Source organism: Methylobacterium sp. SyP6R (assembly GCF_019216885.1).
Classification (GTDB): Bacteria; Pseudomonadota; Alphaproteobacteria; order Rhizobiales; family Beijerinckiaceae; genus Methylobacterium.
On the sequence record NZ_JAAQRC020000001.1, the window covers coordinates 470,090 to 495,368 of the forward strand.

Here is a 25,279-nt window from a genome sequence, read left to right on the forward strand (position 1 = left end):
CGATGCGCTCGCTGCTGTTCGTCCCCGGCGATTCCCCCCGCAAGCAGGAGAAGGGCCTGGAGGTCGGCGCCGACGCCCTGATCCTCGACCTGGAGGATTCCGTCGCGCTCGCCGAGAAGCCGAAGGCCCGCGAGGTCGCGGCCGGCTTCCTGGCGCGGATGCGGGATCGGGCCACGCGCCCGAAACTCTATGTCCGGGTCAACGCCCTCGATACCGGCCTCACCGAGGACGACCTCGCCGCGGTGATGCCGCACGCCCCCGACGGGATCATGCTGCCGAAGGCCGAGGGGGGCCTGAGCGTGGCGCATCTCGGCGCGCGTCTGGCGGTCCACGAGGCCGAATACGGGTTGGAGGACGGCGCCACCCGCATCCTGCCGATCGCCACCGAGACGGCCCGGGCGGTCTTCGCGCTCCAGAGCCTGCCGGGAGCGAGCCCGCGGCTCTCCGGCATCACCTGGGGGGCGGAGGACCTCTCCGCCGACATCGGCGCCGAGACCAACAGGGCTGAGGACGGTGCCTGGACCGCCCCGTTCGCGCTCGCCCGCAACCTGACCCTGATGGCGGCGGCCGCCTCGGAGGTGGACGCCATCGACACCATCAACGCCCAGTTTCGCGACCTCGACGGCCTGGCGCGCGAGTGCCGGGCGGCGCGCCGCGACGGGTTCGTCGGCAAGATGGCGATCCATCCGGCGCAAGTTTCGGTCATCAACGAGGCCTTCACGCCGACCGAGGCCGCCCTCGCCCAGGCCCGCCAGGTCGTGGCCGCCTTCGCGCAATCGCCGGGGGTCGGCGTGGTCGGGATCGACGGCGAGATGTTCGATCGGCCGCACCTGCGCCGGGCGGAGCGGCTGCTGGCGCGGGTGGGGTGAGGCGGGGAGACCCGCACCGCGCTCGACGCCGTTCTGAAGGAGAGAGGCGTCTAGAGCGCTTCACGATCGCATTGCAATCGCGAAGCTCTCTAGGTCTTTGATCTCGCCGCATTTTCTGCGACGAACCGGTATCCACTTCGTCGGAAAATGCTCTAGACTGATTATGATCATGCAGACCTGATGCAGGATCCGCGTGATCTCGACCGCCTAGGCCTGTGACTCCGTGGCGGTGCCGGCCCTCTCACGGGACTTCGAGCGGGGCGACACTCATCCTGAGGCCGAGACGGTTCAACAGATCGATCACGGCGGTCAGTTGCGGCGCTCCCGCCTGCACCTCGCCGCGAGCGAGGCCGCGGGCCCGTGCGACGGCGTCGAGCGCGCGGGCGACCAGGGCTGGATCGTCCTCGGCGAGCGCGGCGTCGAGATAGGCGGCGATCCGTTCTGGGCTATCGAGGTAGTCCGCCGTATCGTAGGGGGTGAGCAAGACATCGGTCATGGGCGTCACCATCGACATTCAGAGAGAAGCTGCCAAGGCCTTCGCTCGGCGGATATCGCGCGGCGGAGAGGATTTGTCACCGCCGCACGGGAGAATGACCATCTCCTCGCCGCGACGCACGAAATAGACTCCATACCCGGGGCCGCCATGAATGCGCATTTCGCTCACGCCATCGCCAACAGGTGCCACGTCGCCCGGATTCCCGAGTGCCAGCCGAACGATTCTTTTCGCGATCTGAGCGAACGCCGTCGCATCGCGCAGCCTTGAGAACCACGCCGCGAATTCGGAATGCTGCCGTATGCGCGCCATGACGTTGCGACAGTTGCCGCTCTCGGCTTGCCGGGCCTCGGATCGACGGGCAACGACGCCGACGGTACCGTGATCACGAATCCTTCGTTTCAATCGTGACGCACCGCGCGACCAACGCGCGGGCTTCAGGGAGTACGCCGCATATGCCACGCCACGAAGCCCCTCAGACTCCCGAATCCACCCTGTTCGCCCGCCTCCCGGCCGCCCTCGCCGCCGCCCGTCAGGCCCCCGCCTACGCCGCCCACCTCGCAGGCCTCGACCCCGCCGCCGTGACCGACCGGGCGGCGCTCGCCCGCCTGCCGGTCCTGCGCAAGGGCGAGATGCCGGCGCGCCAGCGCGAGGCGCTGCCCTTCGGCGGCTTCGTGCCGGGGGCGGCCGGGGCGTTTCCACGCCTCTTCACCTCGCCCGGACCGATCTTCGAGCCGCAGCGGGCGGGCGAGGACCCGTGGGGCGGGGCCCCGGCGCTCGCCGCCGCGGGGTTCACGGCCGGCGAGGTGGTGCTCAACACCTTCGGCTATCACCTGACGCCGGGCGGCTTCATCTTCGATACCGCCGCCCGGGCGCTGGGCTGCGCGGTGATCCCGGCCGGGCCCGGCAATACCGAGCAGCAGCTCGACCTGATCGAGGCCTACCGCCCGGCGGGCTATGTCGGCACGCCGGACTTCCTCAAGGTGCTGCTCGATGCAGGCCAGAAGGCCGGGCGGGACGTGTCGTCGCTCGTGAAGGCGCTGGTCTCCGGGGCCGCCTTCCCGCCCTCGCTCCAGGCCGAATTCCGGACGCGCGGCATCGCCGCAGCCCAAGCCTACGCCACCGCCGATGTCGGCTTCATCGCCTACGAGACGCCGGGAGAGCCGGGCCTCCTGATCGGTGCCGGGCTGATCCTCGAGATCGTCCGGCCGGGCACCGGCGATCCGGTGCCGGAGGGCGAGGTCGGCGAGATCGTCGTCACGGTGCCCGACCTCGACCGGCCGCTGATCCGCTACGCGCTGGGCGACCTCACGGCGTCCATGCCCGGCGGCCGCATCCGCGGCTGGATGGGCCGGGCCGACCAGGCCGCCAAGGTGAAGGGCATGTTCGTGCGCCCCGAGCAGGTCGCCGAGATCGCCCGCCGCCATCCCGAGCTCGGCCGCCTGCGCCTGGTGGTGACCCGGGCCGACGAGGCCGACGTCATGACCCTGCGGGCCGAGGCCGGGACGACCGAGGCCGCCCTCGCCGAGGCCGTGGCCGAGACCCTGCGGGCGGTGACGAAGCTGCGCGGCACGGTCGCCCTCGTTCCCCCCGGCAGCCTGCCGAACGACGGCAAGGTCATCGCCGACGAGCGGCCGGTGGGCTGAGCGATCCGGGCGGCCCTCGGGCCGGCCGGGTTCCAGGGCCTTCGGTCCTCAGGCCGCCCGGACCTGCGCCAGGAAGCGGTCGACCTCGGCCGAGAGGCGCTCGGACTGGCGCGACAAGTCGGAGGCCGAGACCAGCACCTGGCTCGCCGCGGCGCCGGTCTCCTCCGCCGCCCCTGCCACGCCGGCGATGTTGCCCGTCACCTCGCCGGTGCCGGCGGCGGCCTGCGCGACGTTGCGCACGATCTCCTGGGTCGCCGCGCCTTGCTCCTCCACCGCCGCGGCGATCGAGGTCGCCACCGTCGAGATCTCCTCGATGCGCGCGGTGATCTGGCCGATGGCCCCCGCCGCCTGGCCGGTCGAGGCCTGGATCGTGGCGATCTGGCTGGTGATCTCCTCGGTCGCCTTCGCGGTCTGGCCGGCCAGTTCCTTCACCTCCGCGGCCACCACGGCGAAGCCCCGTCCCGCCGCGCCCGCACGCGCCGCCTCGATCGTGGCGTTGAGCGCGAGCAGGTTGGTTTGGGCGGCGATCGACGAGATCAGCCCGACCACGTCGCCGATCCGGGCCGTGGCTTCGGTCAGCGCCTGGACCTGGCGGGCGGTCTGCCCGGCTTCCGCCACCGCGGCCTTGGCGAGCTGCGCCGAGCCGTCGACCTGGCGGCCGATCTCCTGGACCGAGGCGCCGAGTTCTTCCGCCGCGACCGCGACGGTCTCGACGTTGGCGGAGGCCTGCTCGGCGGCCGCCGCCACGGTGGTGGACTGGGACGCGGTCTGGGTGGCGGTGGCGGTCATGGCCTGGGCGGTGCCGCGCAACTCGCCCGAGGCGGCGGCGACGCCCGCCACCACGCCGGTGATCGAGGCCTCGAAGCCCTGGATCAGGTCGTTGAGCGACGCGGCGCGGCGCATCCGGCGCATCTCCTCGGCCTCGCTCTCGCCGCGCAGGCGCTCGCGCTCGATGGCGTTGTCGCGGAAGACGAGGACGGCACGGGCCATCGCCCCGACCTCGTCGCGCCGCCCGGCCTCCGGCACCGCGAGGTCGGTGCGTCCCTCGGCGAGGGTGCCCATCGTGGCGCGCAGGCGCGCCATCGGCCGCACCACCGAGCGGACGATCAGCAGCGAGGCGCCGCCGAGGACCAGCATGATGAGGAAGCCGGCGACGGCGAGACGCTCGACCTGCTCGACGATCATCGCCCGCAGGTCGCTGACATACTCGCTGACGCCGATATAGATGTCCCACGGCGCGTAGTAGCGGAAGAGGCCGATCTTCGGCACGGGCGCCGCCTGCCCCTCCTGCGCCCAGACGTAGCGGAACGTCGCCACGCCGTCGCGCTTGGCGCGGGGCATGACGTCGGCGACGAAGCGGAAGCCGGTGGGATCGGCCATGCCCATCAGGTTGCGGCCGACCACCTTCGCGGAGGGATGGGCGACCACCGTTCCGGCGGCATCGTTGACGTAGACGTAGTTGTCGCGCCCGTGCCGCATCGCCGCGATATCGGCGAGCGCCGCCTCGCGGGCCGCCGCCTCGGCCATCTCGCCCTTGTCCACCTTCTGCCGGTAGCGCTCGACGATGTTGGCCGCCGCCTCGGTCATGACCGACAGCCGATCGATGCGCTGCGCCATCATCGCGTCGTACTGGTAGGTGAGCGCGATCCCCCCCAGGGCGATCAGGCTCAAGCCTGCGAGCGCGATCAGGAGCGCGAACTTGCGGGGGAGGGTGAGCACGAACATCGAAAGGCCGCTCCGGTTCCGGGTCTCGCCGGACTACCCGTCGAAATAGCCGGGAAAGCGTGAATGGGCGGTATATGCTGTTCGTGTAACAAGCATTCCGGCGGATGATGTTTTTGGCACGCCGCTAAAAAAATCGTCATGGCAGAAGACGAAAAACAACGTGAAATCATGGCGGAATCGAACGTGAAACAAGCAGGGCGCGAGCGCAAATGCGTCGACCATGCCGTTGCGGCAGCGGACGCACGGGACCCGCAAGCATGACGAGGGGGCATCGCCAGCCGAAGACTGGCGATCGACGGCGAGAGATCATCCGTACGGTCGGTCGCCGATCCCCGCGCCTACCCGATCCCCGCCCGGAGCGCCCCGCGCCGCCGCGGCGGCACGGCGACCTCATCGCGGGCGAGCGCCTGCGTCTCGCCTCTGGCGAGCGCCTGCGTCTCGCCTCTGGCGAGCGCCAGCACCATCCCGGTGAAGATCTCCTGCAATCCGTCCGTCGAGAGACGCCCGCCCGGCTTGTACCAGGTGCAGATGCCCGACAGCATCGCCAGGATGGCGAGCGTCGCCATCCGGGTATCGGCCAGGCGGAACTCGCCGGTGGCGCAGCCGTCATCGAGGATGTCGCCGAGCTTGCGCTCGTAGTCGCGCCGCATCGCCACCACGGCGGCGAGGTTGTCCGGCTCGAGGCTGCGCAACTCCGAGTAGCAGATGAACACCTCCTGCGGCCGCTCGACGTGGTAGGCGACGTGGAACGTGGTGAACCGGGTCAGCCGCTGTTCCGCGCTGCCCTCCGCCAGCAAAGCCGCGTCGAGGGCCGCGTGCAGGTCGAGCATGTGGCCGCGGATCAGGTCGAACAGGAATTCCTGCTTGTTGCGAAAGTAGTTGTAGAGCGAGCCCTGCTGGATGCCGACCTCGGCCGCGAGCTGGCGCAGGCTCATCGCGGCGTAGCCGTGGGTGGCGATGAGCCTGAGCCCCGCCCGCCGGATGGATTCTTCGGTCCGCGGTCCCGACGAGCCTGCGATACGCGCCATGCTGGCCCCTAACCCCACCCTCACGGGGCCTGCCGCCCCACGACTTTCGTCGCGCCAGTGTAGCACTTGACGCTCGGAAAAAAACAGTCGAACGTATTTTCAAGGCGGATGACCGGGACGCATACCGGGCATCCGCCACAGGCAGAGCGGCGCCGGACACGAGCGCGGCCGCCATCCCAGGGAGGATCAGGCGTGGCGGAAACCCTCGCGGTTCGCCAGATCTCGTTGCGCTTCGGCGGCGTGAAGGCGCTGACGGATGTCAGCTTCGCGGTCGAGAAGGGCGAGCTGTTCTCGATCATCGGCCCCAACGGCGCCGGCAAGACCTCGATGATCAACTGCATCTCGGGCCGCTACAAGCCGTCTGAGGGCCAGATCTTGCTCGACGGCCGCGACATCACCAAGGCGACGCCGAACCAGCGCCCGAAGCTCGGCATCGGCCGGACCTTCCAGAACCTCGCGCTGTTCCACCACATGACCGTGCTCGACAACATCCTGGTCGGGCGCCACCACCTGATGCGCAACAACTTCGTCACCGGCTCGCTCTACTGGCTGCCGGGGGTGCGGAGCGAGGAACTGGCGCATCGCCGCCGGGTGGAGGAGATCATCGATTTCCTCGATCTCCAGGCCTACCGCAAGGCGCCCGCCGGCACCCTGTCCTACGGCTTGCGCAAGCGGGTGGAACTGGCCCGCGCCATGGCGCTCGAGCCCAAGCTGATCCTCCTCGACGAGCCGATGGCCGGCATGAACCTCGAGGAGAAGGAGGACATGGCCCGCTACATCGTCGATCTCAACGAGGAGTTCGGCATGACGGTCGTGATGATCGAGCACGACATGGGCGTGGTCATGGATATCTCGCACCGGGTGATGGTGCTCGATTTCGGCCGCCGCATCGCCCTCGGGCGACCGGAGGCCGTTCTGGCCGATCCGCACGTGCGAAAAGCCTATCTCGGCGAGGACGACGAGGAGCCCGCAACCCTCGAACCCGCGAGGGCCGCGTCGTGACGACCGATTTCTCTGCCATCGCCCGTGAGGCCGACACCTTCCCCAAGCTCCTGCGCCGCAACGCCGCCGCGCATCCGGGCGAGGTGGCTTTGCGCGAAAAGATCTTCGGGCTGTGGCGCCCGACGACGTGGGGCGAGTACCACGCCCGCACCCGCGCCTTCGCGCTCGGCCTGTCCGATCTCGGGATCGATGGCGGCGACGTGGTCGGGCTCATCGGCGACAACCGGCCCGATTGGGTGGCCGGCGAGATCGCCGCCCACGCGCTCGGCGCCCTGTCGCTCGGCCTCTACCGCGACGCGCTCGAGGACGAGGTCCAGTATCTCCTGGCCTTCGCCGAGGTGAAGGCGGTGATCGCCGAGGACGAGGAGCAGGTCGACAAGCTCCTGAACCTCGCCGATCAGGTGCCGAGCCTGCGCCACATCGTGTTCTGCGATCCCCGCGGGATGCGCAAATACGACGATCCGCGGCTGATCTCGGCCGATGCGCTCGCCGCGAGGGGCGAGGCCCTGCACGACGCCGATCCCGGCCTCTACGACCGGATGGTCGATGCGACCGACGCCGAGGCGGTGGCGATCCTCTGCACCACGTCGGGCACCACGGCGCGGCCGAAGCTCGCCATGCTGAGCGGTGGCCGGGTCCTGCGCCACTGCGCCCGCTACCTCGCCGCCGACCCGAAGGGGCCGCAGGACGATTACGTCTCGGTGCTGCCGCTGCCCTGGATCATGGAGCAGGTCTATGCGCTGGGTCAGGCGCTCCTCTCTCGCATGAAGGTCAACTTCGTCGAGGATGCCGACACGCTCATGCACGACTTCCGGGAGATCGCCCCGACCTTCGTGCTGTTCGCCCCCCGCGTCTGGGAGGCGGTCGCCGCCGACGTGCGCGCCCGGATGATGGACGCGTCCCCTTTCAAGCGCGCCCTCTACGAGCGCGGCATGAGGATGGGCCTCTCTGCCCTCGACAAGGGCACGCGCTCGGGTGCCGCCGAGGCCCTGCTGTTCCGAGCCCTTCGCGATCGCCTCGGCTTCACGCGGCTGACCTCCGCCGCGACCGGCGGCGCGGCGCTCGGCCCCGACACGTTCCGGTTCTTCCGCGCCATGGGCGTGCCGTTGCGCCAGCTCTACGGCCAGACCGAGACGCTCGGCGCCTACACCCTGCACCGGGGGAAGACGGTCGATTTCGACACGGTCGGCGTGCCGTTCGACGACAGCATCGAGATCCGGGTGCTGGATCCCGACCGCAACGGCATCGGCGAGGTGCTGGCGCGCCACGCCAACATGTTCCACGGCTACTACAAGGCCGGCCCCGACACCCCGAGCGACGTGCGCGACGGCTGGATGCATACCGGGGATGCCGGCTACGTCGACAAGAAGGGCGAACTGGTCGTCATCGACCGGATCAAGGACCTCGCCGTCAACATCCACGGCGAGCGCTTCTCGCCGCAATACATCGAGAACAAGCTGAAGTTCTCGCCCTACGTGGCCGAAGCGGTGATCCTCGGCGCCGGGCGCGAGTATCTGGCGGCTCTCGTCTGCATCCGCTACGCCGTGGTGGCGAAGTGGGCCGAGAAGAACCGCATCGCCTTCACCACCTATTCCGACCTCGCCTCGAAGCCGGCGGTGATCGAGCTGATCCGCCGTGAGGTCGAGAAGGTCAACCAGGGCCTCACCGACGTGCAGCGCGTCGCCAAGTTCGTGCTCCTCTACAAGGAGCTCGATGCCGATGACGGCGAATTGACCCGCACCCGCAAGGTCCGCCGCGGCGTCATCAACGAGAAGTACGGAGACCTGATCGACACGATCTATGCCGGGGCGCCGAGCTACCGGGTCGATACGGTGATCCGGTTCCAGGACGGCACGACGCAACGCATCCGCACCACCCTGCCGGTGATCGACCTCACGGCGGCCCCCGCCACCCTCGCCGCCGCCGAATAGGGGCCTTGAGGCCATGAACACCCACCTCCTGCTCCAGCTCGTCGTCAACGGGCTGATCGTCGGCGCCCTCTACGGGGTGGTCGCGATGAGCTTCGTCCTGATCTACAAGGCGAGCCAGGTCGTGAACTTCGCGCAAGGCGAGTTCCTGCTGATCGGCGCCTGGGTGTGCTGGTGGCTGCTCACCACCTACCAGCTGCCATTCCTCGTCGGCATGGGCATCACCTTCGCGTTCATGCTGGTCTTCGGCATCGCGCTCCAAGTGGTGGTGCTGCGGCCGCTGATCGGCGAGCCGATCATCTCGGTCATCATGGTGACGATCGGCCTGTCGATCTTCTTCCAGGCCCTGTGCAAGTGGCTGTTCGGCGTCTTCGCCCAGCCCTTCCCGCCGATCTTCCAGACCCAGTCGGTGTCGTTCCTCGGGCTCGAGATCCAGACCGTCTATCTCATGAGCCTCGGCATCTCCGTCGCCATGATGGCGGGCTTCGCCTGGTTCTTCCAGTATTCGAAGCACGGGCTCGCCATGCGGGCCACCGCCTTCAACCAGCAGGTGGCCCAATCCCTCGGCATCTCGGTCCGCAACGTCTTCGCGATGGCCTGGGCGATCTCGGCGGTGGTGTCGTCGGTCGCCGGCATCGTGGTCGGCATCGTCAACGGCGTCTCGTCGGCCCTGTCGCTCTACGGCATCAAGGTGTTTCCGGCCGTCATCCTCGGCGGGCTCGACTCGGTCGTCGGCGCGGTCATCGGCGGCCTCGTCATCGGGGTGCTGGAGAACGTCGCGCAATATGTCGACGGCCAGTACCTGCACTGGGGCAACCTCTACGAGATCGTTCCCTTCTACGTCCTGGTGGTGATCCTGATGATCAAGCCCTACGGCCTGTTCGGCACCCGCGACATCGAGCGCGTCTGATGGCGACCCAGAGCCTGATCCCCGCCGGCGACTACCGCACCACGTACGCCGCCGACACCACCATCTTCCCGACCGCCGGCAGCCGCTACGCGGTCTGGGCGGGGCTGGCCTTGCTCTGCTGCGCGCCCCTGGTGCTCGACCGCTACTGGCTGAGCCTCCTGATCCAGATCGGCTACTTCGCGGTTGCGGCTCTGGGCCTCAACATCCTGGTCGGCTTCACCGGGCAGATCTCGATCGGGCACGCCGCCTTCTTCGGATTCGGCGCCTTCGCCTCGGCCTGGCTGTCGAACAATTACGGGATTCCCGTCTTCTTCGCGATCCCGCTCGCCGGCGTCATGACCACCGCGGTCGGGTTGATCTTCGGCCTGCCGGCGGCCCGACTCAAAGGGCTCTACCTCGCCATCGCGACGCTCGCCGCGCAATACATCCTCCAGGATTTCTTCGCCCGGGCGAACTGGTTCACCGGGGGCGTGGCCGGCACGGCGGCGGACGCCTTCTCGATCTTCGGGTTCAGTTTCGACACCGACCACCGCTACTTCTACGTGGTGCTGGCCTATCTGGTGCTGACCTTCGTGCTCGCCACCAACCTGATGCGCTCCCGCGACGGCCGGGCGCTGGTGGCGGTGCGCGACCACTACCTCTCGGCGGAGATGATGGGGATCAACCTCACCCGCTACCGCACCCTGTCCTTCGGTCTCTCGGCCTTCTTCGCCGGCATCGGCGGCGCGCTCTACGCGCATTACCTGCAATTCGTCTCGGTCGAGGGGTTCGGCATCCTGCTCTCGATCCAGTTCCTCGGCATGATCATCATCGGGGGCCTCGGCTCGATCATGGGCACGCTGATGGGCACCGCCTTCATGGTGCTGGTGCCGGAGGCCATGGGCTGGATCACCGACGCGGTCCGCGGCTCCGCCCTCGACCGGGCCTTGTCGCTCAAGGACAACCTGTCCTTCCTGCGCGAGATGGCGATCGGTCTGGTGATCGTGCTCTTCCTGATGTTCGAGCCCGACGGGCTCGCCCATCGCTGGCGCCAGATCAAGGCGTACTGGAAGCTCTACCCGTTCTCGCACTAGACCTGTCTTGACCCGGGGCGCCAGCGCCGTGAGCATCCCTCTTATCCCACCCGCGACCTCATCCTGAGGTGCCGCATAGCGGCCTCGAAGGAGGGCTCCAGCAAGCTCCGAGACTTCTGGAGCCCTCCTTCGAGGCTCGCTTCGCTCGCACCTCAGGATGAGGTTGTGGGTGGGATAAGGTGGTCAAACCCGTCCCGCGATTTCTGAATTCACCGACGAGGCTGGCGAACCAGCCCATCCACCGGAGGAAACCAGACCCATGCTTCGCCTGTCCCTCGCCTCGGCTACTGTCCTCGCCCTGGCCGTGCCCGCCCTCGCCGCCGAGATTCCGATCGGCCATCTCGCCGACCAGAGCGGCGCCACCTCGGATGTCGGCGTTCCCTACGCCCAAGGGGTGGCCGATGCCCTCGCCTACGTGAACCGCAAGGGCGGCATCAAGGGCGAGAAGATGAACGTCGAGATGGTCGATTACGGCTACCAGGTGCCGCGTGCCGTCGCGCTCTACAAGAAGTGGACCGGCGGGCGCGACAAGGTCGCGGCGATCCAGGGCTGGGGCACCGCCGACACCGAGGCGCTGTCGGCCTTCGTCACCAAGGACGAGATCCCGTACATCTCCGGCTCCTACGCCGCCCAGGTCAGCGACCCGACCGGCGCCAGCGGCAAGGCCAAGGCCGCGCCCTACAACTTCTTCTACGGCCCGTCCTACTCGGATGCGCTTCGCGCCATGCTGATGTGGGCCGCCGACGACTGGAAGGCCAAGGGCAAGACCGGCAAGCCGAAATACGTCCATATGGGCGGCAACCACCCCTACCCGAACTCGCCCAAGGAAGCCGGCGAGGCGATGGCGAAGGACCTCGGCTTCGAGGTGCTGCCGGCGATCGTCTTCGCGCTGGCACCCGGCGACTACACGGCGCAATGCCTCACCGCCAAGAACGCGGGCGCGAACTACGCCTATCTCGGCAATACCGGCGGCTCGAACATCTCGCTCTTGAAGTCCTGCAAGTCGGTCGGCACCGACATCCAGTTCATGGGCAACGTCTGGGGCATGGACGAGAACGCCGCCAAGGCGGCCGGCGAGGCGGCGAACGGCGTCGTCTTCCCGGTCCGCACCGCGGCGGTAAGCGGCAGCACCGCGCCCGGCATGGCGATGGCGGCCGAGATCTCGAAGGTCTCGGACGCCGCCGGCACCGCCTACCGGCCGGTTCATTACTATACCGGCATCTGCGCCGCCCTCTACATGACCGAGGCGCTGGCCTGGGCCAAGGACAATGGCGGGCTCGCCGGCCCCAACGTCCGCAAGGGCTTCTACCAGAAGAAGGACTGGGTGCCGGCCGGCATGGAGGGCGTCTGCGTTCCCTCGACCTGGTCGCCCACCGACCATCGCGGGATGATGGAGGTGCACATCTACCGCGCCAAGGTCTCGGGTCCCACCGACGGGGCGCTGCCGGACCTGATGAAGGCCGGCACGATCAAGCTTGAGCCGGTCAAAACCGTGACGCTGCCGCGCAAGAGCGAGTGGCAGGGCTGGTGAGGGCCGTCCTCGACAGATGACCCGCCCGTAACCCTCCCCCCTCTGCGGGGGAGGGTGCCCCGCGGATGCGGGGCGGGAGAGGGGGCGACGCTTCCGGATAAAGCGGACCTGTTCTGAAGGGCGCTCCCTGGAATAGCGTCGCGCTGCCCCTCTCCCGGCTCGCATCCACTCGCCACCCTCCCCCGCAGAGGGGGGAGGGTTCGACGTCGCATCTCGCTGACTGAAAGCCATCCGATGTCGCAGGTCACGACCCTGGAGCGCCCGATTCCCGACGCCGCGCAGGCCCCGCTCCTCTCCCTGCGCAACGTCGAGGTGGTCTATGACGACGTGATCCTGGTCCTGCGGGGCCTCAGCCTCGACGTGCCGGCAGGCTCGATCACGGCTTTGCTCGGCGCCAACGGCGCCGGCAAATCCACCACGCTGAAGGCCATCTCGGGGCTCCTGCGCTCGGAGGACGGCGAGGTTACCCGCGGCGAGATCGTGTTCGACGGCGCCCGCATCGACGGCATCGAGCCCGACAGGATCGTGCGCCGCGGCATCTTCCAGGTGATGGAGGGCCGCCGCATCGTCGCCGACATGACGCCGATGGAAAACCTTCGCCTCGGCGCCTTCTCGCGCCGCGACCGCGAGATCGGCCAGGACCTCGAGCGGGTGCTGACCTACTTCCCGCGCCTGAAGGAGCGCACGGGAGCAGCCGGCTACCTCTCGGGCGGCGAGCAGCAGATGCTGGCGATCGGCCGCGCCCTGATGGCCCGGCCCCGCCTGATCCTGATGGACGAGCCGTCGATGGGCCTCTCGCCGCTGCTGGTGAAGGAGGTGTTTTCCATCATCCGCCAGATCAACCAGGATCTCGGCGTCACCATCCTGCTCGTCGAGCAGAATGCCCGCGCCGCCCTGTCGGTCGCGGATCGCGGCTACATCATGGAGCAGGGCAAGGTGGTCCTCGACGGCACCGTCGAGGAACTGCGCACCAACGAGGACGTCAAGGAATTCTATCTCGGCGGCGCCGGCGATCAGCGCAAGAGTTTTCGGAACCTGAAGAGCTTCAAGCGGCGCAAGCGGTGGATTTGAGGCTCTTTATCCGTCCTGCCCGCGACCTCATCTGAGGTGGCGGCGATCGGAGATCGCACACGGTCGCAGATCGACTGACCTCGAAGGAGGGCTCCAGAACTCTCAGCTGTTCCTGGAACCCTCCTTCGAGGCCGCTACGTGGCACCTCAGGATGAGGTTGCGGACGGGACGATCGCGGTTGGCTGACGGGACCGGCTCGAAGCGAGGTGCCTTGGGGGCGCCATCCCCCAACAGCAAGACCGATCAGGACGTTCTCGGCTCCCTCCGTCATGATGACGGCATGGATCGAAAGCCCCTCCCGCTCCCAGTGCGACGGACGGATGCGCCCATCGCAGGAGACGGCCTGACGGCGAGCGTCGTCAGATCCGGCCGGATTCCGCCATCCAGATCCATAGTCGCGCTCCCGGAAACGATCGGTTTCCATCGGTTCTCTGTTCAGTCAGAAACCTCCCGGACATACTCCCCCCATCGACACCGCGCCGCACCGGCCGCCACGATGGAGACGACGATGACGAAGCCCTACAATCGCCTCGACCTCGACCGGGCCGTCGTCCTTCTGGTCGATCACCAGGCCGGCCTGATGTCGCTGGTGCGCGACTTCGATCCCGATCGTTTCAAGAACAACGTGCTGGCGGTCGCCGACCTTGCTGCCTACTTCAAGCTGCCGACCATCCTCACCACCAGCTTCGAGGACGGGCCGAACGGGCCGATCATGCCCGAGCTGAAGGCCAAGTTCCCGGACGCGCCCTTCATCGCCCGGCCCGGGCAGATCAACGCCTGGGACAACCCCGATTTCGTCGCCGCCGTGAAGGCGACGGGGCGCAAGCAGCTCGTCATCGCCGGCGTCGTCACCGAGGTCTGCGTCGCCTTCGTCGCCCTGTCGGCGATCGCGGAGGGCTACGAGGTCTTCGCCGTCACGGACGCGTCGGGCACCTTTAACCCGGTGGTGCGCGACGGGGCCTGGAACCGGATGTCGGCGGCCGGCGTGCAACTGGTCAACTGGTTCGCGGTCGCCTGCGAGCTGCATCGCGACTGGCGCCGGGATGTCGAAGGTCTGGCGACGCTGCTCGGCGACCACATCCCGGATTACCGCAACCTGATGACGAGCTACGCCGCGATGCAGGGTAAGCACGGCGCCTGAACACCCCCGCCCGCGGCGGCTACTCGGCTGCTGCGGGCCTCTTGCGCCGCAGCAACCGCCCGTCGATCGCCACCAGCCCGGCCCCGATCAGCGCCATGCCGAGGAGCTGGCGCGGCACGACCGGCTCGCCGAGCACCAGGGCGCCGAGGACGAGCGCCGAAACCGGGATGAGGAAGGTGACGAGCATCAGGTTGGTCGCCCCGGCGCTCGCCAGCAGGCGGAAGAAGATCACGTAGGCGAGTGCCGTCGAGAGTGCCGCGAGGCCGAGCACCGCGGCCACGGCGGTCGGGGGCGGCGGCGCCAGGGTCCAGGGCCGGTCGACCGCCAGCGCCATCGGCAGGAGCAGCACGGTCGCGGCGGTGACCTGCCCGGCGGCGGCCGAGAGCGGCGGGATACCCATGCGCTTGAACCGCCGGCCGTAGATCCCGGCGAAGGCGTAGGAGAGGGCGGCAAGCAGCACCGCGCCCTGGGCCAGCGCCTCGCCCCCGAGCCCGGTGAGGACCGACGGCCCGACCATCACGGCGACGCCCGTAAGCCCGGCCAGCACGCCGGCGAGGCGGTTCCCCGTCAATCGCTCGTCGTCGGTGAGCCCATGGGCCACCAGGACGCCGAAGAGCGGCGTGGTGGCGTTGAGGATCGCCGCGAGACCGGACGCGATGTGGGTCTGCCCCCAGGCGATGAGGCAGAACGGCACCGCGTTGTTGAGGAAGGCCGCCCCCAGGAAGGCGAGCCAGACCGGGGCGCCCCGCGGCATGGGCAAGCCCCGCACCCGCAGCACCAGGGCGAGGATCACGGCCGCGAGGCCGACGCGCAGGCTCACCAGGGTGAGCGGCGGCAGCGCCCGCAAGGCGACCCCGACGAAGAAGAACGAGCCGCCCCACAGCACCGACAGGCCGAGGAGCAGACCCCATTCCGACGGGGCCATGGGGCGGTTGGCGGCAGGCTGCATCGCGGGCTCTCCGGTGGGGGAGGCCGCACTCTGGCGCGAGGGCGCACCCATCGGCATCCCGTTCCTTGCGCGGCAATCGGCGCCACCGGCCCGGAGCGGCGCCGGGCGAGGGCAGGGCGCCGTCTCGATCAAGATCCGCGGGCGACCTGACCGAGGTGACGGGGCCTCGTATTCGGTGCCGCTGCGGTCCTGCAGCCCCCGGACGATCCTGCCGGCAGCCCCCGCCCGGACCGAGCGACGGCCCGGACGCGATATCGGTGCGCCTCGTCACGACACGTCTTGCGCCGCCGGCCCGGCAGACCTCGCCGGGCGCGCCCGGCCGCTGGCGAATGCCGGAACGGGCCGGCCTTCCTCCTGTCGAGGACCGGATCTCATCGATCGACGATGGATCGTATTGTTTGCCGTTCTGCCTTCGGGGGAGCAAGCACAGAAGGGCGCATATCGGCCCGATAGTACCGTTAACGACTTATTAACCGCGATTGCGCAGCTTTTACGGGTCGCAAGAACAAATATACCCGGGGGCCCTCGAACCAGGAGGAACACAGCATGGCGCCAGCGACCACCCTCGCGGAGGCCGAGCGCAAGCTCGTCATCGAGACGCTCATCCGTTGCCGCGGCAACCGCACCCACGCCGCCAAGATGCTCGGCATCTCGGTCCGCACGGTGCGCAACCGGATCGCCGAATACAGGAGGATCGGCGTCTGCCTGCCGATCTACCGCGACGTCGTCTGGTCCGACTGGCCGGAGGGGGAGTTCTCGCCGGAGGAGGCCGGGATGCTGACGGCGCCGGCGGAGGTGGTTTGAGGGGCGGTCTCCGCCTTGCTCATGCAAAGGCCCGCAGCCTGCAAAGACTCGGGGCCTGATGGCCCACTATCCGTCCCCGAACCCTCCGCGTCATTCCGGCTCCGCTTTCGCGGCCCCGGAATGACGCGGAGGGTGGCAAAATTGGCGAGTGCAGCGACGGCTTAGATCTCCGTCCGCCGCAACAGGTAATCCAGCCCCCCGACCCGGAACCACCGATACCCGTAGCCCTCCATGAGCACGCAGTGGCAGCCGTCGTCATTGGCCAGGCTGCGCTGGCCGGTCAGCAGGTCGATCAGGTTGCGGCCGTCGCCGTCGAGGCCGGTGGCGAAGGTGATCTCCTTCGGCTCGGCCGCGAGGTTGTGCAGGCACAGGACCGCGTTGTTGCGCCAGTCGTAGCGCAGCGCCAGGATGCTCGGGTCGCCGGTCTCGAGGGCGGTGAAATCGCCCCAACCGATCTCCGGCACCTCCTTGCGCATCCGGATGACCCGCTCCATCCAGTTGAGGAGCGATTCCGGCGCGCAGCGCTGCGCCGCCGCGTTGACGTGGGTGAAGGCGTAAGCGCCCTCGTGGATCGGCGGCGATTCCGGGTGATCGCTCAAGGTGAAGCCGCCCTGCGGCTCGTCCGACCATTGCATCGGCGTGCGGGCGCAATCGCGCTCCGGCAGCGAGAGGTCGTCGCCCATGCCGATCTCGTCGCCGTAGCGCAGCACCGGGGTGCCCGGCAGGGTGAACATCAGGCTGTAGGCCAGTTCGATCCGCCGCCGGTCGCCGCCGAGCATCGGTGCCAGCCGTCGGCGGATGCCGCGGCCGTAGAGCTGCATGTCCGGGTCGGGGCCGAATTCCTGGAAGACGGTCTGGCGCTGCTTCTCGGTGAGCCGCCCGAGGTCGAGCTCGTCGTGGTTGCGCAGGAAGACCGCCCATTGCGCCGAGGGCGGCCGGTTCCAGGTCTTCTGCAGCGCCTTCACCAGCGGGCGCGCGTCCGCCGAGGCGAGCGCGTAGAACAAGGCCTGGTTGACCTGGAAGTTGAACATCATGTGCATGCGGTCGGCGTCGTCGCCGAAATAATCGAGGTCCTGGCGCGGCAGCACGTTGGCCTCCGCCAGGATGATCGCGTCGCCCTGGCGCCATTGCAGGAACTCGCGAAACAGCCGCAGCAACTCGAACTGCTCGCGCGGCTCGCCCGAGACCTCCGGCCCCTTCTCGGCGATCACGAACGGCACCGCATCCATCCGGAAGCCCGACACGCCGAGCTGGATCCAGAACCCCATGATCTTCAGGATCTCGGCCTGGACGTGGGGATTGGCGGTGTTGAGATCGGGCTGGAAGTCGTAGAAGCGGTGGAAGTACCAGGCCTTGGCCTCCTTGTCGTAGCTCCAGGTGCTCTTCTGCACGCCGGGGAAGACCATGCCCTCGTGGGCGTTCGCCGGTTTGGTCTTCGACCAGACGTACCAGTCGCGGGTGCGGGCATTCGGGTCGGAGCGGGCGGCCTTGAACCACGGATGCTGGTCGGAGGTGTGGTTGACCACGAGGTCGATCAGCACCCGCATGCCGCGCTGCTTGGCGGCGTGGGTGAAGGCGACGAAATCGCCGAGCGTGCCGTAGCGCGGATCGACGCCGTAATAATCGGCCACGTCGTAGCCGTGGTCGCGCCCCGGCGAGGGCTGGAACGGGTGCAGCCAGATCGCCGTCACCCCGAGGCCGAGCAGATAATCGAGGCGCCGTTCCAGTCCCTCGAAATCGCCGATGCCGTCGCCGTTGGCATCCATGAAGGAGCCGACCGAGAGGCAGTAGATCACCGCGTTCTTGTACCAGAGGTCCTCGATCACCGCGGTTCTCCTCACGCCTCGTCGATTGTGGCTCGACTGGACAACTAGGGCAGGCGCAGCCCGAGCGTAGCCTTGGCGTCGACTTGGCGCCGGCTTAGGCAGAATGGCGCCGCGACGGGCATCCGCGGTGGCGAAACGTGGGCAGACGGCCCCGAAATCCGGCGCTTGCCCACAAAATGAGCCCGGGAGCACGGGAACCTTTTCAAAAAATTCCTTGGCACGAGCTTTGCGGATCGCTGCCCGGCCGCATCGGCCCAGGGAGACGATGACGATGACGTGGAAGGGTTGGCTCTCGCGCGCTGCGGTTGCGGGCGGCGTGGCACTCGGCACGCTGGCGAGCACGGCCGCCTCGGCGCAGGAGACCATCAAGGTCGGCATCCTGCACTCGCTCTCGGGCACGATGGCGATCTCCGAGACAACGCTCAAAGACGCCATGCTGATGCTCATCGACGAGCAGAACAAGAAGGGCGGCGTGCTCGGCAAGAAGCTCGAGGCGGTGGTGGTCGATCCGGCCTCGAACTGGCCGCTCTTCGCCGAGAAGGCCCGCGAGCTGATCGCCAAGGACAAGGTCTCGGCGGTGTTCGGCTGCTGGACCAGCGTGTCGCGCAAGTCCGTGCTGCCGGTGTTCAAGGAACTCAACAACATCCTGTTCTACCCCGTCCAGTACGAGGGCGAGGAGAGCGAGCGCAACGTGTTCTATACCGGTGCGGCGCCGAACCAGCAGGCGATCCCGGCGGTCGACTACCTGATGTCGGAGGATGGCGGCGGCACCAAGCGCTGGGTGCTGGAGGGGACGGACTACGTCTACCCGCGCACCACCAACAAGATCCTCGAAGCCTACCTCAAGTCCAAGGGGGTGAAGGACGAGGACATCATGATCAACTACACCCCGTTCGGCTTCTCGGACTGGCAGACGGAGGTGTCGAAGATCAAGGCGTTCGGCTCCGCCGGCAAGAAGACCGCGGTGGTCTCGACCGTCAACGGCGACGCCAACGTGCCGTTCTACAAGGAGCTCGGCAACCAGGGCATCAAGGCCACCGACATCCCGGTGATGGCCTTCTCGGTCGGCGAGGAGGAATTGGCCGGCATCGACGCCAAGCCGCTCGTCGGCCACCTCGCCGCGTGGAACTACTTCGAGTCGATCAAGACGCCGGAGAACGAGGCGTTCATCAAGCAGTGGCAGGCGTTCAAGAAGAACCCCAAGGCCGTCACCAACGACCCGATGGAGGCGAGCTACATCGGCTTCAACATGTGGGTGAAGGCGGTCGAGAAGGCCGGCAGCACCGATCCCGACAAGGTGATCGACGCGCTGCCCGGCATCGAGCAGGCGAACCTCACCGGCGGCACCGCCAAGATGCTGCCGAACCACCACATCACCAAGCCCGTCTTCATCGGCGAGATCGAGGCCTCCGGCCAGTTCGACGTGGTGTGGAAGACCAAGGACCTCATCCCCGGTGAGGCCTGGTCGAAGCAGCTCGAGGGCTCGAAGGACCTCGAGGCCGATTGGGTGAAGCTCAAGTGCGGCAACTACAACACCCAGACGAAGAAGTGCGGCGGCGCGTGAGCGCATGACCATCGGCGAGCGCCCAGGCGCTCGCCCATCTAACGCGGGACTCCTCCCCCGGGACGGGCCAGCGGACACACACTTCGCCCATTAAGCCCACGCCGGTGTAAGTGCGCGCTCTTCCCCTCCCCCCTGTGGGGAGGGGCTAGGGGTGGGGGTAGTGCAGATGGCACCCCTCAGCTCTACGCGGCACCACCCCCACGCGGGATCTTCGATCCCCCTTACCCCTCCCCACAGGGGGGAGGGGAGGCGCGTGACTTTGAAGGGTAGAAGCTCTCAGGCGAGATGTGTCTCTGCGTTGGCCCGCACGGGAGTGGGAATACGCCACATCATTTTGGACCCCCCTGCATGCGCCGCTGCCTCGTCCTTCTCCTCGCTGCCTGGTGCGCCGCCTGGGCCTTCGCGGCCGCGGCGCAGACCGGGGCCGACGCCGCCTATTCCCGGCTCGCCAGCGACAGCTATTCCGACATTGATGCCGGCGTCGCGGGCCTCGCCACCAGCGGCGATCCGAAGGCCGGGCCGGTGCTGCGGGCGCTGGCCGACAGCCGCCTGCTCTATCGCCCGGACGACAAGGCACTCGCCATCAAGGACGGCGCGGCCCTCGCCGATGCCCGCACCGGCGCCGCGGTGAGTCCCGACGGCTTCAAGCCCGTCCGCGTCAACAACCGGGTGCGGCGCGTGATCGATGCGGCGCTCGGTACCCTGAACCTGCTCGCCCCCGACGCCGCCACCCGCCGCAACGCCGCCGATGCGGTGTTCAAGGCCCGCGACGCCGCCGCGCTCCCGGCCCTCGATGCGGCGCTCGCCCGCGAATCCGACGCGGGCGTGAAGCGCAGCCTGCAGGAGGCCCGCGCCGCCGCGCTCCTGGCGAAGTCCGGCGCGCCCGAGATCGACCGGCTCGCCGCCGTCGACACCATCCAGGCCCGCGGTGATTCGGAGGCGCTCGGCATCCTGCGCGGCCTCGCGACCGATCCCGCCCAGAGCGTGCGCGACGCCGCCGCCCGCGGCGTGTCCAGCATCGAGACCCGCCAGGCGCTGATGGCGAACGTCCAGAACGCCTGGTACGGCGTGTCGCTGGGCTCGGTGCTGCTGCTCGCGGCCATCGGCCTTGCCATCACCTTCGGGGTGATGGGCATCATCAACATGGCGCACGGCGAGATGGTGATGCTCGGCGCCTACACCACCTACCTGGTGCAGGAGCTGATCCGCCAGAAGGCCCCTGGCCTGTTCGACTGGTCGCTGCCGATCGCGATCCCGCTCGCCTTCCTGGCCGCCGGCGCCGTCGGCATCCTGATCGAGCGGACCGTCATCCGCCACCTCTACGGCCGGCCGCTCGAGACCCTGCTCGCCACCTGGGGCATCAGCCTGATCCTGCAGCAGGCGGTGCGCTCGGTCTTCGGCCCGACCAACCGCGAGGTCGGCGCACCCTCCTACATGTCGGGCGCCTTCGACCTGTTCGGCCTCTCGATCACCTGGGGCCGGCTGTGGATCGTGGTCTTCGCGATGGCCGTGTTCGTCGCCCTCAACCTGATCCTGAAGGCGACCTCGTTCGGCCTGAAGACCCGCGCCGTCACCCAGAACCGCCGCATGGCCGCCGCGATGGGCATCCGCACGCCCTGGATCGACGCCTTCACGTTCGGCCTCGGCTCCGGCATCGCGGGCGTGGCCGGCGTGGCACTCTCGCAGATCGACAACGTCTCGCCGAATCTCGGCCAGGGCTACATCATCGATTCGTTCCTGGTCGTGGTCTTCGGCGGCGTCGGCAACCTGTGGGGCACGCTGGTGGCCGCGCTCACGCTCGGCGTCGCCAACAAGTTCCTCGAGCCCTATGCCGGCGCGGTGCTCGGCAAGATCCTGCTCCTCGTCTTCATCATCCTGTTCATCCAGAAGCGGCCGCGCGGCCTGTTCGCGCTCAAGGGCCGGGCGGTGGAGGCCTGACCATGCTGCTCTCCCGCATCGACAAGCCCGGCTGGATCTTCCTCGCCATCCTGACGGCGGCCTGCCTCGTGGTGCCGGCCCTCAACCTCCTCACCGCGCCGGGCTCCGCCCTGCACGTCCCGACCTACGCCGTCTCGCTGATGGGCAAGTACCTCGCCTACGCGATCCTGGCCCTCAGCCTCGATCTCGTCTGGGGCTATTGCGGCATCCTCTCGCTCGGCCACGGCGCGTTCTTCGCGCTCGGCGGCTACGCGATGGGCATGTACCTGATGCGCCAGATCGGCCCGCGCGGCGTCTATGGCAACCCGATCCTGCCCGACTTCATGGTCTTCCTGAACTACAAGTCCCTGCCCTGGTACTGGCACGGCTTCGATTGGTTTCCCTTCGCCGCCGTGATGGTGCTGCTGGTGCCGGGCCTCCTCGCCTTCGTGTTCGGCTGGCTCGCCTTCCGCTCGCGTGTGACCGGCGTCTACCTGTCGATCATCACCCAGGCGATGACCTTCGCGCTGATGCTCGCCTTCTTCCGCAACGACATGGGCCTGGGGGGCAACAACGGGCTGACCGACTTCAAGGACATTCTGGGCTTCAACGTCCAGGCGCAGGGCACCCGCGTCGTCCTGTTCGTCCTCACCGCCGTGGCACTGGCGCTCGCCTACCTCGTCGCCCGCTTCATGACGACCTCGGCCTTCGGCAAGGTGCTGGTGGCGATCCGGGACGCCGAGTCCCGCACCCGGTTCCTCGGCTACCGCACGGCGCATTACAAGGTGCTCGCCTTCACCGTCTCCGCCATGATGGCGGGGGTGGCCGGCGCCCTCTACGTGCCGCAGGTCGGCATCATCAACCCGTCCGAATTCGCCCCCGCCAACTCGATCGAGGCGGTGATCTGGGTCGCGGTGGGCGGCCGCGGCACCCTCGTCGGCGCGGCCCTCGGCGCGGTCCTGGTCAACTACGCCAAGACGCTGCTCACCGGCGCCATGCCGGATGCCTGGCTGTTCGCCCTCGGCGCCCTCTTCGTCGTCGTCACCCTGTACCTGCCCAAGGGCATCCTCGGCACCCTCGCCGAGCGCCTCGGGGCGCGGCGGGCCAAGGTGAGCACGGACATTCCCCCCGCCCTGGCCGAGGAGGGCCGCGGATCATGAGCGCGGCGATCGCCCTTCCCCCCTCCGACCCGGTTCACGAGAAGCGCCTCACCCAGGCCCTGCTCTACGTCGACGACATCAAGGTCACGTTCGACGGCTACCGGGCCCTGCGCGGCCTGTCCCTGACCCTGATGCCCGGCGAGATGCGGGCGATCATCGGTCCGAACGGCGCCGGCAAGACCACGATGATGGACTGCATCACCGGCAAGACCCGGCCCGATACCGGCCAGGTGATCTATGACGGCGTCCACGACCTGACCCGGATGGACGAGGCGGCCATCGCCGAACTCGGCATCGGCCGCAAGTTCCAGAAGCCGACGGTGTTCGAGAGCCAGTCGGTCGCCGACAACGTCCTGCTGGCGCTGAAAGGACCCCGCGCCGCGACCGCCTCCTTGTTCGGCTGGCGCAACCGGGTCGAGCGGGCGCAGATCGACGCCATCCTGGAGACGGTGGGGCTCACCGCCCACCGGGCCCGGCCGGCGGCCGACCTCTCGCACGGCCAGAAGCAGTGGCTGGAGATCGGCATGCTGCTCGCCCAGGACCCCAAGCTCCTCCTCGTCGACGAGCCGGTGGCCGGCATGACCGATGCCGAGACCGAGGCGACCGCGACGCTCCTGCGCCGCATCGCGAAAGACCACGCGGTCATCGTGGTCGAGCACGACATGCATTTCGTGCGGGCGCTGCAATGCCGCGTCACCTGCCTGCACGAGGGCGCGGTGCTCGCCGAAGGCTCGATCGATTCCGTCTCGGCCGACCCGCGGGTGGTCGAGGTCTATCTCGGCCGCTGAGGATCTTTTTCAGTCATGCTCTCCGTCGAGACCATCGATCTCCATTACGGCGCGGCGCAGGCCCTGCGCGGCGTCTCGCTGAGCGCCGAACCCGGCAAGGTCACGGCCGTGCTCGGCCGCAACGGCGTCGGCAAGACCTCGCTGATGCGCGCCATCGTCGGCCAGCAGCCGGTGTCGAAGGGCGCGGTCAGGCTCGACGGCCGCGACATCAGCCGGCTCGCGCCCTACGACCGCGCCCGCCAGGGCATCGCCTTCGTGCCGCAGGGACGCGAGATCTTCCCGCTCCTCACCGTCAAGGAGAACCTGGAAACGGGTTTTGCGCCCTGCAAGCGCGCCGACCGCTACGTGCCGAGCGAGGTCTACGACCTCTTCCCGGTCCTCAAGGACATGCTGGGCCGGCGCGGCGGCGACCTCTCGGGCGGCCAGCAGCAGCAGCTCGCCATCGGCCGCGCCCTGGTGACCCGCCCCCGCGTCCTCGTCCTCGACGAGCCGACCGAGGGCATCCAGCCCTCGATCATCAAGGATATCGGCCGGGCGATCGACTACCTGCGGGGCAAGGGCGACATGGCGATCGTGCTCGTCGAGCAATATTTCGAATGGGCCCGCGATTTGTGCGACACCTACGCGGTGATGGATCGCGGCCAGGTGGTCGAGGCCGGGCCGCGCTCGGGCATGGTCGAGGCGCAGGTCAGGCGGTGGCTGTCGGTGTGAGGGCGGCGGCCTGAGAAGGCCCATGACAATGATGACGGGATCGAGGCTTCATCCTGTCGTCATGTCTTGAAGGGTTACAACGACCGAGGCTCGGCCTTCAGGCGCATCGGGCTCGTATTTGCCGCCGGCACGTCGTCTCCGGCCTCCAAGTCGACCTGGAAATGCCGAGCACTGGCGTCGATGAGACGGCGGAGAATACCTGAGGCAAGGTCGAATTTATCGTCAGGAATCGTCGCAGGCAACCTGCCGCCCGTCTTCGGGTAGCGGAACGCAGTGGCGTAGGTCTTGAGGTAGCCCAGCCCCTGCATCGCGGTCCGGAGAGGATGGTTCTCGGGAAGCCGGTCGGCCAGACGGTCGAGGATGTGGACATCCTTGATCTGGACGTGTTCGCCTTCCGAGGTAAGCAGGGCGAGAAGCAGCTTCTCTGTCGCTTGCTCCAGATGGTAGGCGTCGTTCCTGCTTCTGCAGCCGTGCAGGACGATTGCGTCCTTCAGGTCGCGGTCCGCGAGCCTGAGATGGTTGGCGATGTGAAGACTAGCGGCTGAAGACACGGACGGCATGCCCGGCAATGTCCCGCGTCCGCGAATTGGCAACGGCCAGGTCCGATAGGAACTCGCTCTTGAGAGAGCACAGCACGTCCGCGTAGACGCCCGAGCCCCTTTGGGTCTCGTAACCGAGGAGAGGGTCGAGCAGGCGCTCGTCGGCATCGTCGGGCAGAACCACGAGGATGTCCCAGTCGCTGTCGGGTCCCGCCGTGCCCTTCGCGCGGCTGCCGAACAGCAGCACGTCCTCGGGGGCGTAGACGGCCTCGATCCGCTCCAGGAGTGTCTTCAGCACGGGATACTCGCCCGTGGCGGGCACGAGTTCCGCCACGGATGCCGGAAGCGCCATGATCTGATCCTCCGGGCCGCGATCTTAGCAAGGGCTCGGCATCTCGTCATCCTGACGCGAGGTAGAGGGCGCGGAGCCGGCTCGTCTGCGGCGCTCCTCGGCCGTGACGGGCGCAGACCACCTTGCATTCCGCCCCCACCCGGATTATCTCCTCTTCATCAGTTCTGTTCGTGGCCGATGAGGCTGCGGTGCGGGAGTGGGTCCCCCCGGGGCCCGCTCTTTTTTATTGCCGCAAGCCTCCCCGGGCGCGAG

The 25,279-nt window shown here is 68.4% G+C and carries 23 protein-coding genes; 15 read left to right on the plus strand and 8 right to left on the minus strand.

Annotation, left to right across the window (positions count from 1 at the left end):
• The first annotated feature begins 2 nt into the window (after positions 1–2).
• Positions 3–869, plus strand: coding sequence for an HpcH/HpaI aldolase/citrate lyase family protein (locus HBB12_RS02185; protein WP_236987858.1), 867 nt, complete (start codon positions 3–5; stop codon positions 867–869).
• A gap of 241 nt (positions 870–1,110) precedes the next feature.
• On the opposite strand, the gene HBB12_RS02190 is transcribed toward HBB12_RS02185, so the two are convergent.
• Together HBB12_RS02190 and HBB12_RS02195 are read right to left on the minus strand one after the other, a co-directional pair.
• Positions 1,111–1,383, minus strand: coding sequence for a helix-turn-helix domain-containing transcriptional regulator (locus HBB12_RS02190; protein ID WP_236987859.1), 273 nt, complete (start codon positions 1,381–1,383; stop codon positions 1,111–1,113).
• Positions 1,384–1,674: a type II toxin-antitoxin system RelE/ParE family toxin gene (locus HBB12_RS02195; protein WP_236992633.1), complete on the minus strand. Its 291-nt coding sequence runs from the start codon at positions 1,672–1,674 to the stop codon at positions 1,384–1,386.
• Positions 1,675–1,817: 143 nt separating this feature from the next.
• Here HBB12_RS02195 and HBB12_RS02200 point away from each other — a divergent pair, with 143 nt between their 5' ends.
• Positions 1,818–3,008 carry a phenylacetate--CoA ligase family protein gene (locus HBB12_RS02200; RefSeq protein WP_236987860.1) on the plus strand — a complete coding sequence of 397 codons (1,191 nt, stop codon included), beginning with the start codon at positions 1,818–1,820 and terminating at the stop codon, positions 3,006–3,008.
• A 48-nt stretch (positions 3,009–3,056) separates the two neighbouring features.
• Here HBB12_RS02200 and HBB12_RS02205 read toward each other — a convergent pair whose 3' ends face one another.
• Entirely contained in the window at positions 3,057–4,733 is a 1,677-nt protein-coding gene (locus tag HBB12_RS02205) for a methyl-accepting chemotaxis protein (protein ID WP_236987861.1), read from the minus strand.
• A gap of 338 nt (positions 4,734–5,071) precedes the next feature.
• Positions 5,072–5,761, minus strand: coding sequence for a TetR/AcrR family transcriptional regulator (locus HBB12_RS02210; protein WP_236987862.1), 690 nt, complete (start codon positions 5,759–5,761; stop codon positions 5,072–5,074).
• A 192-nt stretch (positions 5,762–5,953) separates the two neighbouring features.
• On the opposite strand from HBB12_RS02210, the gene HBB12_RS02215 reads away from it, so the two are divergent.
• From HBB12_RS02215 to ycaC, 7 genes are all read left to right on the plus strand, one after another.
• The gene (locus tag HBB12_RS02215; RefSeq protein WP_048429763.1) at positions 5,954–6,763 is read left to right on the plus strand and encodes an ABC transporter ATP-binding protein; all 810 of its coding nucleotides are present in this window, start codon (positions 5,954–5,956) and stop codon (positions 6,761–6,763) included.
• Positions 6,760–8,694 (plus strand): AMP-binding protein, encoded by a 1,935-nt coding sequence (locus HBB12_RS02220; protein WP_236987863.1) that lies wholly within the window; start codon positions 6,760–6,762, stop codon positions 8,692–8,694. Before HBB12_RS02215 ends, HBB12_RS02220 begins: the two co-directional genes overlap by 4 nt.
• A 13-nt stretch (positions 8,695–8,707) precedes the next feature.
• Positions 8,708–9,601: a branched-chain amino acid ABC transporter permease gene (locus HBB12_RS02225; RefSeq protein WP_048429761.1), complete on the plus strand. Its 894-nt coding sequence runs from the start codon at positions 8,708–8,710 to the stop codon at positions 9,599–9,601.
• On the plus strand, positions 9,601–10,674 hold the full coding sequence (locus HBB12_RS02230) for a branched-chain amino acid ABC transporter permease (RefSeq protein WP_236987864.1): 1,074 nt from the start codon (positions 9,601–9,603) through the stop codon (positions 10,672–10,674). Before HBB12_RS02225 ends, HBB12_RS02230 begins: the two co-directional genes overlap by 1 nt.
• Before the next feature lie 259 nt (positions 10,675–10,933).
• Positions 10,934–12,205: an ABC transporter substrate-binding protein gene (locus tag HBB12_RS02235; protein WP_236987865.1), complete on the plus strand. Its 1,272-nt coding sequence runs from the start codon at positions 10,934–10,936 to the stop codon at positions 12,203–12,205.
• Positions 12,206–12,439: 234 nt separating this feature from the next.
• Positions 12,440–13,276: an ABC transporter ATP-binding protein gene (locus HBB12_RS02240; RefSeq protein WP_236987866.1), complete on the plus strand. Its 837-nt coding sequence runs from the start codon at positions 12,440–12,442 to the stop codon at positions 13,274–13,276.
• 508 nt (positions 13,277–13,784) lie between these two features.
• Entirely contained in the window at positions 13,785–14,417 is a 633-nt protein-coding gene (gene ycaC / locus HBB12_RS02245; protein ID WP_236987867.1) for an isochorismate family cysteine hydrolase YcaC, read from the plus strand.
• 19 nt (positions 14,418–14,436) lie between these two features.
• Here the strand turns inward: ycaC and HBB12_RS02250 are convergent, their stop codons facing one another.
• A complete protein-coding gene (locus HBB12_RS02250; RefSeq protein ID WP_236987868.1) occupies positions 14,437–15,366 on the minus strand; it encodes a DMT family transporter in 930 nt (309 codons plus the stop codon).
• Between the two features lie 546 nt (positions 15,367–15,912).
• Between HBB12_RS02250 and HBB12_RS02255 the strand changes: the two genes are divergently transcribed.
• Positions 15,913–16,170, plus strand: a complete 258-nt coding sequence (locus HBB12_RS02255; RefSeq protein ID WP_236987869.1) for a helix-turn-helix domain-containing protein — start codon at positions 15,913–15,915, stop codon at positions 16,168–16,170.
• A gap of 161 nt (positions 16,171–16,331) precedes the next feature.
• Here HBB12_RS02255 and HBB12_RS02260 read toward each other — a convergent pair whose 3' ends face one another.
• Complete coding sequence (locus tag HBB12_RS02260) at positions 16,332–17,996, minus strand: alpha-amylase family protein (protein ID WP_236987870.1); 1,665 nt, start codon at positions 17,994–17,996, stop codon at positions 16,332–16,334.
• Positions 17,997–18,267: 271 nt separating this feature from the next.
• Between HBB12_RS02260 and urtA the strand changes: the two genes are divergently transcribed.
• From urtA to urtE, 5 genes are all read left to right on the plus strand, one after another.
• A complete protein-coding gene (urtA, locus tag HBB12_RS02265; protein WP_236987871.1) occupies positions 18,268–19,560 on the plus strand; it encodes an urea ABC transporter substrate-binding protein in 1,293 nt (430 codons plus the stop codon).
• 348 nt (positions 19,561–19,908) lie between these two features.
• Positions 19,909–21,498, plus strand: a complete 1,590-nt coding sequence (gene urtB / locus HBB12_RS02270; RefSeq protein ID WP_236987872.1) for an urea ABC transporter permease subunit UrtB — start codon at positions 19,909–19,911, stop codon at positions 21,496–21,498.
• A 2-nt stretch (positions 21,499–21,500) separates the two neighbouring features.
• On the plus strand, positions 21,501–22,637 hold the full coding sequence (gene urtC / locus HBB12_RS02275) for an urea ABC transporter permease subunit UrtC (RefSeq protein ID WP_236987873.1): 1,137 nt from the start codon (positions 21,501–21,503) through the stop codon (positions 22,635–22,637).
• A complete protein-coding gene (gene urtD / locus HBB12_RS02280; RefSeq protein WP_236987874.1) occupies positions 22,634–23,425 on the plus strand; it encodes an urea ABC transporter ATP-binding protein UrtD in 792 nt (263 codons plus the stop codon). The genes urtC and urtD overlap by 4 nt, the downstream gene beginning before the upstream one ends.
• A 15-nt stretch (positions 23,426–23,440) precedes the next feature.
• Complete coding sequence (gene urtE / locus HBB12_RS02285; protein ID WP_236987875.1) at positions 23,441–24,136, plus strand: urea ABC transporter ATP-binding subunit UrtE; 696 nt, start codon at positions 23,441–23,443, stop codon at positions 24,134–24,136.
• 74 nt (positions 24,137–24,210) lie between these two features.
• Here urtE and HBB12_RS02290 read toward each other — a convergent pair whose 3' ends face one another.
• Positions 24,211–24,696 carry a HEPN domain-containing protein gene (locus tag HBB12_RS02290; protein WP_236987876.1) on the minus strand — a complete coding sequence of 162 codons (486 nt, stop codon included), beginning with the start codon at positions 24,694–24,696 and terminating at the stop codon, positions 24,211–24,213.
• Positions 24,671–25,027 carry a nucleotidyltransferase domain-containing protein gene (locus HBB12_RS02295; protein ID WP_236987877.1) on the minus strand — a complete coding sequence of 119 codons (357 nt, stop codon included), beginning with the start codon at positions 25,025–25,027 and terminating at the stop codon, positions 24,671–24,673. Before HBB12_RS02295 ends, HBB12_RS02290 begins: the two co-directional genes overlap by 26 nt.
• Positions 25,028–25,279 lie beyond the last annotated feature (252 nt).

What these genes read in the sequence shown, in the direction of transcription:
- HBB12_RS02185 (WP_236987858.1), top strand. Translation starts at nt 3, where the DNA reads ATGCGCTCGCTGCTGTTCGTCCCCGGCGATTCCCCCCGCAAGCAGGAG.
- HBB12_RS02190 (WP_236987859.1), bottom strand. Translation starts at nt 1,383, where the DNA reads ATGTCGATGGTGACGCCCATGACCGATGTCTTGCTCACCCCCTACGAT.
- HBB12_RS02195 (WP_236992633.1), bottom strand. Translation starts at nt 1,674, where the DNA reads ATGGCGCGCATACGGCAGCATTCCGAATTCGCGGCGTGGTTCTCAAGG.
- HBB12_RS02200 (WP_236987860.1), top strand. Translation starts at nt 1,818, where the DNA reads ATGCCACGCCACGAAGCCCCTCAGACTCCCGAATCCACCCTGTTCGCC.
- HBB12_RS02205 (WP_236987861.1), bottom strand. Translation starts at nt 4,733, where the DNA reads ATGTTCGTGCTCACCCTCCCCCGCAAGTTCGCGCTCCTGATCGCGCTC.
- HBB12_RS02210 (WP_236987862.1), bottom strand. Translation starts at nt 5,761, where the DNA reads ATGGCGCGTATCGCAGGCTCGTCGGGACCGCGGACCGAAGAATCCATC.
- HBB12_RS02225 (WP_048429761.1), top strand. Translation starts at nt 8,708, where the DNA reads ATGAACACCCACCTCCTGCTCCAGCTCGTCGTCAACGGGCTGATCGTC.
- HBB12_RS02230 (WP_236987864.1), top strand. Translation starts at nt 9,601, where the DNA reads ATGGCGACCCAGAGCCTGATCCCCGCCGGCGACTACCGCACCACGTAC.
- HBB12_RS02235 (WP_236987865.1), top strand. Translation starts at nt 10,934, where the DNA reads ATGCTTCGCCTGTCCCTCGCCTCGGCTACTGTCCTCGCCCTGGCCGTG.
- HBB12_RS02240 (WP_236987866.1), top strand. Translation starts at nt 12,440, where the DNA reads ATGTCGCAGGTCACGACCCTGGAGCGCCCGATTCCCGACGCCGCGCAG.
- ycaC (WP_236987867.1), top strand. Translation starts at nt 13,785, where the DNA reads ATGACGAAGCCCTACAATCGCCTCGACCTCGACCGGGCCGTCGTCCTT.
- HBB12_RS02250 (WP_236987868.1), bottom strand. Translation starts at nt 15,366, where the DNA reads ATGCAGCCTGCCGCCAACCGCCCCATGGCCCCGTCGGAATGGGGTCTG.
- HBB12_RS02255 (WP_236987869.1), top strand. Translation starts at nt 15,913, where the DNA reads ATGGCGCCAGCGACCACCCTCGCGGAGGCCGAGCGCAAGCTCGTCATC.
- urtA (WP_236987871.1), top strand. Translation starts at nt 18,268, where the DNA reads ATGACGTGGAAGGGTTGGCTCTCGCGCGCTGCGGTTGCGGGCGGCGTG.
- urtB (WP_236987872.1), top strand. Translation starts at nt 19,909, where the DNA reads ATGCGCCGCTGCCTCGTCCTTCTCCTCGCTGCCTGGTGCGCCGCCTGG.
- urtC (WP_236987873.1), top strand. Translation starts at nt 21,501, where the DNA reads ATGCTGCTCTCCCGCATCGACAAGCCCGGCTGGATCTTCCTCGCCATC.
- urtD (WP_236987874.1), top strand. Translation starts at nt 22,634, where the DNA reads ATGAGCGCGGCGATCGCCCTTCCCCCCTCCGACCCGGTTCACGAGAAG.
- urtE (WP_236987875.1), top strand. Translation starts at nt 23,441, where the DNA reads ATGCTCTCCGTCGAGACCATCGATCTCCATTACGGCGCGGCGCAGGCC.
- HBB12_RS02290 (WP_236987876.1), bottom strand. Translation starts at nt 24,696, where the DNA reads ATGCCGTCCGTGTCTTCAGCCGCTAGTCTTCACATCGCCAACCATCTC.
- HBB12_RS02295 (WP_236987877.1), bottom strand. Translation starts at nt 25,027, where the DNA reads ATGGCGCTTCCGGCATCCGTGGCGGAACTCGTGCCCGCCACGGGCGAG.